The sequence below is a fragment of the Dechloromonas sp. ZS-1 genome (assembly GCF_039649255.1).
Taxonomy (GTDB): domain Bacteria; phylum Pseudomonadota; class Gammaproteobacteria; order Burkholderiales; family Rhodocyclaceae; genus Azonexus.
Window position 1 is genome coordinate 102,303 of sequence record NZ_JBDIYD010000006.1, and the last position, 13,354, is coordinate 115,656.

A 13,354-nucleotide genomic window follows, 5' to 3' on the forward strand; every position below is an offset into this window, starting at 1 on the left:
AAGCCCTGAATCAGTAACGTTCCAGATCGATATCGATCGCCAGGGAACGAATTTCCTTGACCAGCACATTGAAGGATTCCGGCATGCCGGCATCGATCTTGTGCTCGCCCTTGACGATGTTTTCGTAGACCTTGGTACGGCCATTCACGTCATCGGACTTGACGGTGAGCATTTCCTGCAGCACATACGATGCGCCGTAGGCTTCCAGTGCCCAAACTTCCATTTCACCGAAACGCTGACCACCGAACTGGGCCTTACCACCCAGCGGCTGCTGGGTAACCAGGGAGTACGGACCGGTCGAACGGGCGTGCATCTTGTCATCGACCAAGTGATGCAGCTTCAGGTAGTGCATGTAGCCCACCGTCACCTGACGCTCGAAGGCATCGCCAGTGCGGCCATCGAACAGGGTCATCTGGCCCGACGACGGCATGCCAGCGAGATCCAGCATCTGCTTGATTTCCTCGTCCTTGGCACCATCGAAAACCGGGGTGGCAAACGGCACACCGGCCTTCAGGTTTTCAGCCATTTCCATGACTTCAACGTCCGTCAGCTCGTCCAGATTTTCCTGCTTGCCGGAAGCGTTGTAGATCTGGTCCAGGTAACCACGGACTTCCTTGGTCGTGGCCTGCGCGCGCAGCATGGCGCCGATCTTGTGGCCCAGCCCCTTGGCCGCCAGGCCGAGGTGGACTTCAAGAATCTGACCGACGTTCATCCGTGACGGCACGCCCAGCGGGTTCAGCACGATGTCGACCGGCGAGCCATCTTCCATGTAAGGCATGTCTTCGACCGGCAGGATGCGGGAAACCACACCCTTGTTACCGTGACGACCGGCCATCTTGTCACCCGGCTGCAGGCGACGCTTGACGGCCACATAGACCTTCACCATCTTCTGCACACCCGGGGGCAGTTCATCGCCCTGGGTCAGCTTCTTGCGCTTGGCTTCGAAAGCCAGGTCGAAGTCCTTGCGAGCCTGCTCCAGGCTGTCCTTGACCTGTTCGAGTTGCAGCGCAACGTCATCCTCGGCGATACGGATATCGAACCAGTGGTGCGGATCCATACCGTCCAGGTATTCCTTGGTGATCTCGCTGCCCTTGGCCAGCTTCTTCGGACCACCGTTGGCCTTCTTGCCCAGAATCAGGCGCTCGACACGGGCGAACGCGTCACGTTCGACGATACGCATCTGGTCGGCCAGATCGAGTTTGTAATGACGCAGGTGCTCGTCGATGATCGACTGGGCACGCTTGTCACGCTCAATCCCTTCACGGGTGAAGACCTGAACGTCGATCACGGTCCCTGCGATACCGGACGGCACGCGCAGCGAGGTGTCCTTCACGTCGGAGGCCTTCTCACCGAAGATGGCGCGCAGCAGCTTTTCTTCCGGCGTCAGCTGGGTTTCGCCCTTCGGCGTCACCTTACCGACCAGCACGTCACCGGCTTCGACTTCGGCACCGATATAGACGATACCGGAGTCATCCAGGCGGGACAGTTGTGCTTCGCCCAGCGATGCGATATCGCGGGTGATTTCCTCAGGCCCCAGCTTGGTGTCACGGGCGACGACGGTCAGTTCCTCGATATGGATCGAGGTGTAACGGTCTTCTGCTACAACACGCTCGGAGATCAGGATCGAATCTTCGAAGTTGTAACCGTTCCACGGCATGAACGCGATCAGCATGTTCTGACCCAGCGCCAGTTCGCCCTTATCGGTCGAGGCACCGTCCGCCACGACGTCACCGGCGGCGATCTTGTCGCCCACCTTAACCATCGGACGCTGGTTGATGTTCGTATTCTGGTTGGAACGGGTGTACTTGACGAGGTTGTAGATATCGACGCCCACTTCACCGGCAACGGCTTCGGCATCGTTCACACGAACCACAACGCGGCCGGCATCGACGTAGTCGACCACGCCGCCACGGCGGGCCACGACAGCAGTGCCGGAGTCAACAGCCACGGTACGTTCGATACCCGTACCCACCAGCGGCTTTTCCGGACGCAGACACGGCACGGCCTGACGCTGCATGTTGGCGCCCATCAGCGCACGGTTCGCATCATCGTGTTCCAGGAACGGAATCAGCGAAGCAGCCACGGAAACGATCTGACCCGGCGCCACGTCCATGTATTGGACACGGGACGGCTCAGCCAGAATGGTTTCACCGTTTTCACGGCAGGTCACAAGTTCGTCAGCCAGACGCTCGCCATCCAGCGTCGCGTTCGCCTGCGCAACCACGTACTTGCCTTCTTCGATGGCCGACAGGTAATCGATTTCGTTGGTTACCTTGCCGTCAATCACCTTGCGGTAGGCCGTCTCGATGAAGCCATAGTCGTTAACGCGGGCAAACAGCGCCAGGGAGTTGATCAGACCGATGTTCGGACCTTCCGGCGTTTCGATCGGGCAGACACGACCGTAATGGGTCGGATGCACGTCACGCACTTCGAAGCCGGCGCGTTCGCGGGTCAGACCACCCGGGCCAAGGGCCGAAACGCGGCGCTTGTGGGTAATTTCCGACAGCGGGTTGGTCTGGTCCATGAACTGCGACAACTGGCTGGAACCGAAGAATTCCTTGATGGCGGCGCTGATCGGCTTGGCATTGATCAGGTCGTGCGGCATCAGGTTATCGGACTCGGCTTGGCTCAGGCGCTCCTTGACGGCGCGCTCGACACGGACGAGGCCGGCACGGAACTGGTTTTCGGCCAGTTCGCCAACGGAACGGACGCGACGGTTACCGAGGTGATCGATGTCGTCGATTTCGCCACGGCCATTGCGCAGTTCGACCAGGATCTTGATGACATCGACGATGTCGCGCGGCGACAGGGTCAGTTGCTCACGCACCTCAGCCTGGGCACCCAGCGGCTTGATCTTGCCAGCCAGCGCTTCAGCATCCGCCAGGGTCATGTTTTCCATCAGTGCACGCGCACCGTAGGACAGACCATTGACCAGATCGTAAATCGCGTTGAGCGGCAGTTCAGCGCCTTCAGACAGGTTCTTGAGTGCGGCTTCAGCCTTGGAGGCCAGGCCACGCACCATCACCTTGTATTCGATCACGTCCTGACGCGACAGACGGCGGTTGAACTTCATGCGGCCAACGCCGGACAGGTCGTAACGTTCGTCCGAATAGAACAGGCCGTTGAAGAGGATCTCGACGGCTTCTTCCGTGGGCGGCTCGCCCGGGCGCATCATGCGGTAGATGGCGACACGCGCTGCCTGACGGGAGGCGGTTTCATCGCCGCGCAAGGTGTTGGAAATGAAGGCACCACGATCCAGATCGTTGGTGTACAGGGTTTCCAGCGTCGTGATACCGGCATCGCGCAGCTTGGCGAGCAGGGTCTCGGTGATTTCGTCGTTGGCATTGGCCACGACTTCACCGGTTTCGGTATCGACAATATTCTTGGCGACGACGCGACCCAGAATGAAATCTTCCGGGACAACGATCTGCTTCAGGCCAGCGGCCGCCATGTCACGAATGTGCTTGGCGGTAATGCGCTTGTCCTTGGCAACAATCAGCTTGCCATCCGGCGCCGTGAAATCAAAGCGGGCCACTTCACCGCGCAGACGCTCGGGCACCAGCGTGAATTCAACCTGTTCGCGACCGAGCAGGAAGGTATCGAACTCGAAGAACTCGGAGAGAATTTCTTCCGAGCTCATGCCGATGGCCTTCAGCAGCGTCGTGACCGGCATCTTGCGGCGACGGTCGACGCGGAAGAACAGGGTGTCTTTCGGATCGAACTCGAAGTCCAGCCAGGAGCCGCGATAAGGAATCACGCGGGCGGAGAACAGGAGCTTGCCGGAGCTGTGGGTCTTGCCGCGATCGTGCTCGAAGAAGACGCCCGGGGAACGGTGCAGCTGGGACACAATGACACGCTCGGTGCCGTTGATCACGAAGGAACCGTTGTTCGTCATGAGCGGAATTTCGCCCATGTAAACTTCCTGTTCCTTCACTTCCTTGACCGTATCCGGCGCATCACGATCCATGATGACCAGGCGCACCTTGGCGCGCAGCGAGGAGGCAAAGGTCAGGCCACGCTGCTGACATTCGGTGACGTCGAACGCCGGCTCGCCCAAGGCATAGCTGACGAATTCGAGACGTGCGTTGCCCGAATGCGAGACGATCGGAAAGATCGAGGTAAACGCGGCTTGCAGCCCCTCATTCTTGCGCTTCTCGACCGGAATATCGGTCTGCAGGAAAGCAGTGAAGGACTGAAGCTGGGTTGCCAGCAGGAAGGGAACTTCCAGCACGCTTTCGCGCTTGGCAAAGCTCTTGCGGATGCGTTTCTTCTCGGTGAAGGAGTAAGTCATGGTAACTCCGTGAGGATGAAATCAAACGTTGAACCTGTCGAAACAGGCAAACGCAAACGGGCTCACCTCTCCGGCCGGGGAGAGGGAAAGCAACGTTTGCGTTTGCCGGTGGCGATGGTCAAGCAAGGGAAAGTAGATTCGTCTAAACCTGTCGTACAAAGCACAAAAGGGCTGGCGGTAAAACCGCCAGCCCAAAGGGCACAAGTCGATTACTTGAGTTCGACCTTGGCGCCAGCGTCCTCGAGCTGCTTCTTGAGGGCTTCGGCGTCAGCCTTCGGCAGACCTTCCTTGACCGGCTTCGGAGCGCCGTCAACCAGATCCTTGGCTTCCTTCAGGCCCAGGCCGGTAGCGGCACGGACGACCTTAATGACTTCAACCTTCTTGTCGCCGGCAGCAGCCAGGACGACGGTGAAATCGGTCTTCTCTTCAGCAGCCGGAGCAGCACCACCAGCCGGGCCAGCGACGGCGACGGCAGCGGCGGAAACGCCGAACTTCTCTTCGAACGCCTTAACCAGGTCGTTCAGTTCCATAACGGTCAGGGAGCCAACGGCTTCCAGGATGTCTTCTTTGCTAATTGCCATTTCAAAGTACTCCTAATTCAGTTCGTATGCGGTAATGATCAAGCAGCGGTTGCTTCTTCTTCGCGCTTTTTGGCCAGTGCATCCACGGCGCGGACGAAGCCGGCGACCGGAGCTTGCATGACGTACAGCAGCTTGGAGAGCAGCTCTTCGCGGCTCGGGATCGAGGCGAGCGCCTGGACACCTGCTTTGTCGAGCGTTTTGCCGGCGTAAGAACCGGCCTTGAGCACCAGCTTGTCGTTGGTCTTTGCGAAGTCGTTCAGGACTTTCGCGGCTGCCACGGGATCGTCGGAGATGCTGTAAATCAGCGGACCGACCATTTGGTCAGCCAGGCCGGCAAACTGAGTGTCTGCCACAGCGCGACGAACGAGGGTGTTCTTCAGCACGCGCAGGTAAACGCCAGATTCGCGAGCCTTCTTACGCAGCACGGTGAGGTCACCGACCTCGATACCACGGTATTCGGCAATCGCGATCGTCTGGGCATTCGCCACTTGTGCCGAAACCTCGGCGACGACAGCTTTTTTGTCGTTCAGATTGAGACCCACAGGTCTTTCCTCCTTTCAAGTCATAACACGGCGGTTACCCGCCGCCCCTATACGGCGACCTGAACCAGAAGCTTGCCTCTTTTAGGAGACAGAAATCTTGTTCGGGGACACCGTCTGCGCAGGCTACTTTTCAGCGATTAAATCAGGTTGACCGTAGCCAACCCGACACCTGCGGTCTTTGACGATCCACGGCCCGGTCTGCTTTCGCAGGCCAGGCCGTGACCCAAAGTTTTTTAGCCGACCAGCGTAGCCTGGTCGATGCGGACACCCGGGCCCATCGTCGCGGCAACAGCAACCTTCTTCAGGTACTGGCCCTTCGAGGAAGCCGGCTTGGCCTTGTTCAGCGCATCAATCAGCGCCTTCAGGTTGGACTCGAGGCTCTCAACGCTGAAGGAAGCACGACCGATGGTGGCGTGAATGATACCGGCCTTGTCGGTACGGTACTGAACCTGACCGGCCTTGGCGTTCTTGACGGCGGTGGCAACGTCCATGGTCACGGTACCGACCTTCGGGTTCGGCATCAGACCGCGCGGACCCAGAATCTGGCCCAGCTGACCCACGACGCGCATGGCGTCCGGGGTGGCGATGACGATATCGAAGTTCAGGTTACCGGCCTTGATGTCAGCAGCCAGATCGTCGAAACCGACGACTTCTGCACCGGCAGCCTTGGCAGCCTCAGCCTTGTCGCCCTGGGCGAACACGGCAACGCGAACGGACTTGCCGGTACCAGCCGGCAGCACGACGGAGCCACGCACCACTTGGTCGGACTTACGTGCATCCACGCCCAGGTTAACGGCCACATCGATGGACTCGTCAAACTTGGCGGTAGCGGTTTCCTTGGCCAGGGTCAGGGCTTCCTGGAGCGGGTAGAGCTTTTGCGGCTCGATCTTGCCCTGCAGGGCCTTTTGCTTTTTCGACAGCTTAGCCATGATTACAGGCCCTCCACCGTGATACCCATCGAACGGGCGGAGCCGGCGATGGTGCGAACTGCTGCTTCCATATCGGCGGCAGTCAGGTCAGGCATTTTGGTCTTGGCGATTTCTTCGGCCTGGGCACGGGTGATCTTGCCAACCTTGTCGGTATGCGGCTTGGCCGAACCGGACTTGATGCCAGCAGCCTTCTTGATCAGGATGGTGGCCGGCGGGGTCTTCATCACGAAGGTGAAGGACTTGTCCGCGTAGGCGGTGATCACAACCGGAATCGGCAGGCCCGGCTCCATGCCCTGAGTTTGGGCATTGAAGGCCTTACAGAATTCCATGATATTCAGACCGCGCTGACCGAGGGCCGGGCCGATCGGGGGCGACGGATTTGCTTTGCCAGCCGGCACTTGCAGCTTGACGTAGCCAACAATTTTCTTGGCCATTGATTACTCCTGAAAAATGAGTCGTAACGCGCGTTGACCGCCTGAAAGCAGCTACTGACGCTCCTCTTGCCGGGAATCAGGGAACCCGGCGAACCCTTGAAACTTTAGGACTTCTCGACCTGGCCGAACTCAAGCTCGACCGGGGTGGCACGACCGAAGATGGTGACAGAAACGCGCAAGCGGTTCTTTTCGTAATTCACATCTTCAACCGAACCATGGAAATCGGTAAACGGACCTTCCTTGACGCGGACCACTTCACCCACTTCAAAGAGGATCTTCGGACGCGGCTTGTCGACACCATCCTGCATCTGCTGCATGATCTTATCGACTTCCTTTTGGGAAATCGGGGTCGGACGGTTACCCGTACCCCCCACAAAGCCCGTCACCTTCGGCGTATTTTTGACGAGGTGCCAGCTATCGTCATCCATCTCCATTTCGCACAGCACATAGCCCGGGAAGAACTTGCGCTCGGAGATGGACTTCTGGCCACCTTTCATTTCAACCACTTCTTCAACCGGCACCAGAATGCGGCCGAATTTATCCTGCATGCCCAAGCGATTAATGCGCTCCTGAATGGCGCGCATCACGCTTTTTTCAAAGCCGGAATAGGCATGTACGACATACCAGCGTTTGCTCATGATTTCTTCCAGCCCAGAACCAGATCGTAAAGAACCCACTCAAGGCTCTTATCCGTCATGTAGAGAAACAGCGCCATGACCACCACGAATGCGAACACCGCACCCGTCGTTTGCATGGTTTCCTTGCGGCTGGGCCAAACAACCTTCTTGGCCTCGACAACCGCCTCATTGGAAAACGCAAAAAAGCGTTGACCCGGCTCGGTTTTCCAAGCCACAGCCACCGCCAGCGCAATCCCAACGAGCACCGTCAGGACACGCAAAATCATTGCCTGCTCGGAGAGCAGGTAGAAGCCAGCCACGCCAGCAGCCAGAATAACCAGCGCCAGCGCAAACTTGATCTTGTCAGCCATGACGTTCGCGATCTTTAAAGAGAGTGGCAGGGGCGGAGGGAATCGAACCCCCGACCTTCGGTTTTGGAAACCGGCGCTCTACCAATTGAGCTACACCCCTGCAGCAGAGACATCAAGGCGCCCTGTTTCCAGAGCGCCCCAAAGCTTTGAAGCGTTTAATTACTCGATGATCTTGGCGACGACGCCAGCACCGACGGTACGACCACCTTCGCGGATTGCGAAGCGCAGACCTTCTTCCATAGCGATCGGAGCGATCAGCTTGACGGTCATCTGGATGTTGTCACCCGGCATAACCATTTCAACGCCTTCCGGCAGCGAGATCGCGCCGGTCACGTCGGTCGTACGGAAGTAGAACTGCGGACGGTAGTTGTTGAAGAACGGGGTGTGACGACCACCTTCGTCCTTGGACAGAACGTACACTTCGCCCGTGAAGTGGGTGTGCGGGGTGATGGAACCCGGCTTGCACAGCACCTGACCACGCTCGACGTCTTCACGCTTGGTACCACGCAGCAGCGCGCCGATGTTGTCACCAGCCTGACCCTGATCCAGCAGCTTGCGGAACATTTCAACACCGGTACAGGTGGTCTTCTGGGTAGCACGGATACCGACGATTTCGATTTCTTCGCCAACCTTGACGATACCGCGTTCGACACGGCCGGTCACAACGGTACCGCGACCAGAGATCGAGAAGACGTCTTCAACCGGCATCAGGAACGGCATATCAACAGCACGCTCCGGGGTCGGGATGTAGGAGTCCAGGGCAGCAGCCAGGCGGAAGATTGCCGGCTCACCGATTTCGGACTGATCGCCTTCCAGGGCCTTCAGTGCGGAACCGTGGATGATCGGGGTGTCGTCGCCCGGAAAGTCGTACTTGGACAGCAGCTCGCGCAGTTCCATTTCGACCAGCTCGAGCAGCTCGGCGTCGTCAACCATGTCGCACTTGTTCATGAACACCAGAACGTACGGCACACCAACCTGACGGGCCAGCAGGATGTGCTCGCGGGTCTGCGGCATCGGGCCGTCAGCAGCGGAACACACCAGGATCGCGCCGTCCATCTGGGCGGCACCGGTAATCATGTTCTTCACGTAGTCAGCGTGACCCGGGCAGTCAACGTGAGCGTAGTGACGGTTTTCGGTTTCGTACTCGACGTGGGCGGTGTTAATCGTAATACCGCGAGCCTTTTCTTCCGGAGCGGCATCGATTTCGTCGTACTTCTTGGCAGCGCCGCCGAACTTGGCAGCCAGCACGGTGGTGATCGCAGCGGTCAGCGTGGTCTTACCGTGGTCAACGTGACCAATCGTACCAACGTTGACGTGCGGCTTCGTACGCTCGAATTTTTCCTTAGCCATTCCAGTTCCTCAATGATCTATATAAGCAAAAAACCCAGAATCCAAGCTAATCGGTGGTGCCCATGGGCAGGATCGAACTGCCGACCTCTCCCTTACCAAGGGAGTGCTCTACCACTGAGCCACATGGGCCTACCTTAAAACTCCAGCCGTACCGCATCGTGGAGCGGGTGAAGGGAATCGAACCCTCGTCTTAAGCTTGGAAGGCTTCAGCTCTACCATTGAGCTACACCCGCTTAACCCTACGCCCGCAGCACTGGCCGCTACAGCATTTAATCTGGTGGAGGGAGAAGGATTCGAACCTTCGAAGGCAGAGCCGACAGATTTACAGTCTGTTCCCGTTGACCGCTTGGGTATCCCTCCGGGAGAGCCCGCAATTATCCTGAGACCCAATAGCGCTGTCAACACTTTCACAGTATTTTTTTAAATAAAAAAGCCGACCCATGGTCGGCTTTCGAGATGCAAGGCCCAAACCTTACTTCTGGGACAGCACCCAGGTAGCCAGCTTCTTGGCTTCGTCATCGCTGACGTTGTTCGGCGGCATCGGGATTTCACCCCAGACGCCCTTGCCACCGGCCTTGATCTTGGCAGCCAGGGTTGCAGCAGCCTTGCCGTCACCCTTGTACTTGGCAGCCACGTCCTTGTAAGCCGGGCCAACCAGCTTTTTGTCGACGGCATGGCAGGACATGCAGTTCTTGGCCTTGGCCAGCGCTTCGTCAGCCTGAGCCTGGCCAGCCATCACAACACCAGCAGCCGCCATCATGGCGATATACACAGCTTTCATTCTCTCGCTCCGTTCTACGAGTTGATGGATAAATCAGCGTGTGATGATATACCTAATTCTGTACGACGGCACAGCCGGCACACGCTGCCCCCGAGGGGCTGACAGGATAAACGCATTATCTGGCTGGGACGTTGACATAGGCCAAAGAAAAACGGCCCGCAATGCGGGCCGTCCGGACACGATCGCTTGCGCTTATTTGCGACGCTGAATCTGCGACACGTCCCGCACCGCCCCCTTGTCCGCCGAGGTCGTCATCAAGGCGTAAGCCTGCAACGCCGCAGACACGACACGCTCACGGCTCTCCGGCTTCCAGGCGGCATCGCCCTTGGCTTCCATGGCAGCACGACGGGCAGCCAGCTCCGCATCGGAAATCGCCAGATGAATGCGACGATTCGGAATATCGATTTCAATGCGGTCGCCCTCATTGACCAAACCGATGGCGCCACCGTCGGCAGCTTCCGGCGAGGCGTGTCCGATCGACAAGCCCGAGGTGCCCCCCGAGAAGCGACCGTCGGTCAGCAATGCACAGGCCTTACCCAAGCCCATCGACTTCAGATAGGAGGTCGGATAGAGCATTTCCTGCATCCCCGGGCCGCCCTTCGGGCCTTCGTAGCGGATCACGACCACATCGCCCGCGACGATTTTGCCGCCCAGAATGGCGTCGACCGCCGAGTCCTGGCTTTCGAAGACGCGGGCACGACCCGTAAATTGCCAGATCGACTCATCAACGCCGGCCGTCTTCACAATACAGCCATCGACCGCGATGTTGCCGGAAAGCACCGCCAGACCGCCGTCTTTTGAGTAGGCATTGGCCTTGTTGCGGATACAACCGTGGGTACGGTCCAGATCAAGTTCATTGAAGCGGCGATCCTGGGAGAAGGCAACCTGGGTCGGCACCCCGCCCGGCGCCGCCTTGAAGAACTCATGCACCTTGACGTCGTGCTCGCGCACCACATCCCAACGATCGATGGCATCACCCAGGGTTTTCGCGTGCACGGTCGGGGCGTCACGGTGAATCAGACCGGCGCGATCCAGTTCGCCCAGAATGCCCATGATGCCGCCGGCGCGATGCACGTCTTCGATGTGGTATTTGTCGGTCATCGGCGCGACCTTGCACAGACACGGCACCGAGCGCGAAATGCGGTCGATGTCAGCCATGGTGAAATCCACACCGGCTTCCTGGGCGGCAGCCAGGATGTGCAGCACGGTGTTGGTCGAACCACCCATGGCCACGTCCAGGGTCATGGCATTCTCAAATGCGCGATGGTTCGCGATCGAGCGCGGCAGGACAGAGGTGTCCTCTTCCTCGTAGTAGCGCTTGCACAACTCCACGGCCAGACGGCCGGCACGCAGGAACAGTTGCTTGCGGTCGGCATGGGTTGCCACCACTGTCCCGTTGCCCGGCAGACTCAGACCCAGCGCTTCGGTCAGACAGTTCATCGAGTTGGCGGTAAACATGCCGGAGCAGGAACCACAGGTCGGGCAGGCGGAACGCTCGATTTCGTCGAGTTCGGCCTGCGGCACGGAGGCATCGGCCGCCTTGACCATGGCATCCACCAGGTCGAGGTGCACGACCTGATCCTTCAATTTGACCTTGCCGGCCTCCATCGGGCCGCCAGAGACGAACACCACCGGAATATTGAGGCGCATGGCAGCCATCAGCATGCCCGGGGTGATCTTGTCGCAGTTGGAAATGCACACCATGGCATCGGCACAGTGGGCATTGACCATGTATTCGACGGAATCGGCGATCAGGTCACGCGAAGGCAGGGAATACAGCATCCCGCTGTGGCCCATGGCGATGCCGTCGTCGATGGCGATGGTATTGAATTCCTTGGCAATCCCGCCGGCGGCTTCGATTTCGCGCGCCACCATCTGACCGAGGTCTTTCAGGTGAACGTGGCCCGGCACGAATTGCGTGAAGGAATTGACGACCGCAATGATCGGCTTGCCGAAATCACCGTCTTTCATGCCGGTCGCGCGCCACAGGGCGCGGGCGCCGGCCATGTTGCGGCCATGGGTGGAAGTGCGGGAACGGTACTGAGGCATGACTTTCTCCGTCGGAAGCAAAACACCCGTCACACGGGTGCAGTCTGGGGCAAACTATAATCTTGGGATTCTAGCCGACTCTGCCCGCAACATGCTGACTCACCCCCAATTCGACCCCGTCGCCATCGCGATCGGCCCGCTGGCCATCCGCTGGTATGGCCTGATGTATCTGGTGGCCTTTGCACAGTTCATCTGGCTCGGACGCCGGCGTATCCGCGCCGGGCTCGCGCCGCTCACGGTGGAACAACTCGATGACCTGCTCTTCTACGGCATGCTCGGCGTCATCCTCGGCGGCCGCCTCGGCCAGGTGCTGTTTTACGAACCGGCCTATTACCTGATGCACCCGCTGGAAGTGCTCGCCGTCTGGCAGGGCGGCATGAGTTTTCATGGCGGGTTTCTCGGGGTCCTGATCGCCATGGCACTCTGGGCGAAAAAACATGATTTTCGCTGGTTGACCGTCACCGACTTCATCGCGCCACTAGTCCCGCTGGGCCTCGCGGCCGGGCGTGTCGGCAATTTCATCAACGGCGAACTCTGGGGCCGCGCGGCTGATCCCACCCTGCCCTGGGCCATGATTTTCCCCCAGAGCGGCGACCTGCTGCCGCGCCACCCCTCCCAGCTTTATCACGTGGCACTTGAAGGCCTGTTGCTTTTTGCCATACTGTGGGCGTTGACCGCACGCCCTCGCCCGACGGGCCTGGCCTCCGGTGTTTTCCTGATCGGTTATGGCAGCTTCCGTTTCATCACCGAATTTTTCCGGGAACCGGACCACGGCATTTTCGGGCTGTCTTACACGGTCAGCATGGGGCAGTGGCTCTCCTTGCCGATGATCCTGATCGGCATCGGCATGACGCTGCTGGCACTCCGCAGGAAGGCTCTATAATTATGGATTACATCACTCACCACACGACAGGAATGTAACCATGCAACGTCCGTTCAAGGTTCTCGGCATCCAGCAAATCGCCATCGGCGGCCCGTCCAAAGACAAGCTGCGTACCCTGTGGGTCGACATGTTCGGTCTGGAGGTCACCGGCAACTTCGTTTCCGAGCGTGAAAACGTCGACGAAGACATCTGCGCCATGGGCACCGGCCCGTTCAAGGTCGAGGTCGACCTGATGCAGCCGCTCGATCCGGAAAAGAAGCCGGCCGTGCATGCCACGCCGCTCAACCACGTCGGCCTCTGGATCGACGATCTGCCGAAGGCTGTCGAATGGCTCAGCGCCAACGGCGTCCGCTTTGCACCGGGTGGCATCCGCAAGGGCGCAGCCGGCTTTGACATCACCTTCCTGCACCCGAAGGGCAACGAGGAATTTCCGATCGGCGGCGAAGGCGTGCTGATCGAACTCGTCCAGGCCCCGAAGGAAGTCGTCGACGCTTTCGCCAAGCTGGCGGGCGCCTGATCTCACGGT

General features: G+C 59.1%; 12 protein-coding genes and 4 tRNA genes. 2 read left to right on the forward strand and 14 right to left on the reverse strand.

Annotation, left to right across the window (positions count from 1 at the left end; genetic code table 11):
* Positions 1-10: 10 nt before the first annotated feature.
* From rpoB to ilvD, 14 genes are all read right to left on the reverse strand, one after another.
* Positions 11-4,291 carry a DNA-directed RNA polymerase subunit beta gene (gene rpoB, locus AACO21_RS10065; RefSeq protein ID WP_346192391.1) on the reverse strand — a complete coding sequence of 1,427 codons (4,281 nt, stop codon included), beginning with the start codon at positions 4,289-4,291 and terminating at the stop codon, positions 11-13.
* Between the two features lie 209 nt (positions 4,292-4,500).
* Positions 4,501-4,872, reverse strand: a complete 372-nt coding sequence (rplL, locus tag AACO21_RS10070; RefSeq protein WP_346192392.1) for a 50S ribosomal protein L7/L12 — start codon at positions 4,870-4,872, stop codon at positions 4,501-4,503.
* A 38-nt stretch (positions 4,873-4,910) separates the two neighbouring features.
* The gene (gene rplJ / locus AACO21_RS10075; RefSeq protein WP_346192393.1) at positions 4,911-5,414 is read right to left on the reverse strand and encodes a 50S ribosomal protein L10; all 504 of its coding nucleotides are present in this window, start codon (positions 5,412-5,414) and stop codon (positions 4,911-4,913) included.
* Between the two features lie 233 nt (positions 5,415-5,647).
* On the reverse strand, positions 5,648-6,343 hold the full coding sequence (rplA, locus tag AACO21_RS10080; RefSeq protein ID WP_346192394.1) for a 50S ribosomal protein L1: 696 nt from the start codon (positions 6,341-6,343) through the stop codon (positions 5,648-5,650).
* Between the two features lie 2 nt (positions 6,344-6,345).
* Complete coding sequence (gene rplK / locus AACO21_RS10085; protein WP_346192395.1) at positions 6,346-6,777, reverse strand: 50S ribosomal protein L11; 432 nt, start codon at positions 6,775-6,777, stop codon at positions 6,346-6,348.
* A gap of 104 nt (positions 6,778-6,881) precedes the next feature.
* Positions 6,882-7,415, reverse strand: coding sequence for a transcription termination/antitermination protein NusG (nusG, locus tag AACO21_RS10090; protein ID WP_346192396.1), 534 nt, complete (start codon positions 7,413-7,415; stop codon positions 6,882-6,884).
* Complete coding sequence (gene secE, locus AACO21_RS10095; RefSeq protein WP_346192397.1) at positions 7,412-7,765, reverse strand: preprotein translocase subunit SecE; 354 nt, start codon at positions 7,763-7,765, stop codon at positions 7,412-7,414. The genes nusG and secE overlap by 4 nt, the downstream gene beginning before the upstream one ends.
* A 24-nt stretch (positions 7,766-7,789) precedes the next feature.
* Positions 7,790-7,865, reverse strand: a tRNA-Trp gene (locus tag AACO21_RS10100).
* Between the two features lie 59 nt (positions 7,866-7,924).
* Positions 7,925-9,115, reverse strand: coding sequence for an elongation factor Tu (gene tuf / locus AACO21_RS10105; RefSeq protein WP_346192388.1), 1,191 nt, complete (start codon positions 9,113-9,115; stop codon positions 7,925-7,927).
* Positions 9,116-9,169: 54 nt separating this feature from the next.
* Positions 9,170-9,244 (reverse strand) — tRNA-Thr (locus AACO21_RS10110).
* 30 nt (positions 9,245-9,274) lie between these two features.
* Positions 9,275-9,348: transfer RNA gene (locus AACO21_RS10115), tRNA-Gly, on the reverse strand.
* 42 nt (positions 9,349-9,390) lie between these two features.
* Positions 9,391-9,475 (reverse strand) — tRNA-Tyr (locus AACO21_RS10120).
* A 112-nt stretch (positions 9,476-9,587) separates the two neighbouring features.
* Positions 9,588-9,896, reverse strand: a complete 309-nt coding sequence (locus AACO21_RS10125) for a c-type cytochrome (protein WP_346192398.1) — start codon at positions 9,894-9,896, stop codon at positions 9,588-9,590.
* Between the two features lie 192 nt (positions 9,897-10,088).
* Positions 10,089-11,945, reverse strand: a complete 1,857-nt coding sequence (gene ilvD, locus AACO21_RS10130) for a dihydroxy-acid dehydratase (protein WP_346192399.1) — start codon at positions 11,943-11,945, stop codon at positions 10,089-10,091.
* A 91-nt stretch (positions 11,946-12,036) separates the two neighbouring features.
* On the opposite strand from ilvD, the gene lgt reads away from it, so the two are divergent.
* On the forward strand, positions 12,037-12,828 hold the full coding sequence (gene lgt / locus AACO21_RS10135; RefSeq protein WP_346192400.1) for a prolipoprotein diacylglyceryl transferase: 792 nt from the start codon (positions 12,037-12,039) through the stop codon (positions 12,826-12,828).
* Positions 12,829-12,868: 40 nt separating this feature from the next.
* Positions 12,869-13,345, forward strand: coding sequence for a VOC family protein (locus tag AACO21_RS10140; protein WP_346192401.1), 477 nt, complete (start codon positions 12,869-12,871; stop codon positions 13,343-13,345).
* Positions 13,346-13,354 lie beyond the last annotated feature (9 nt).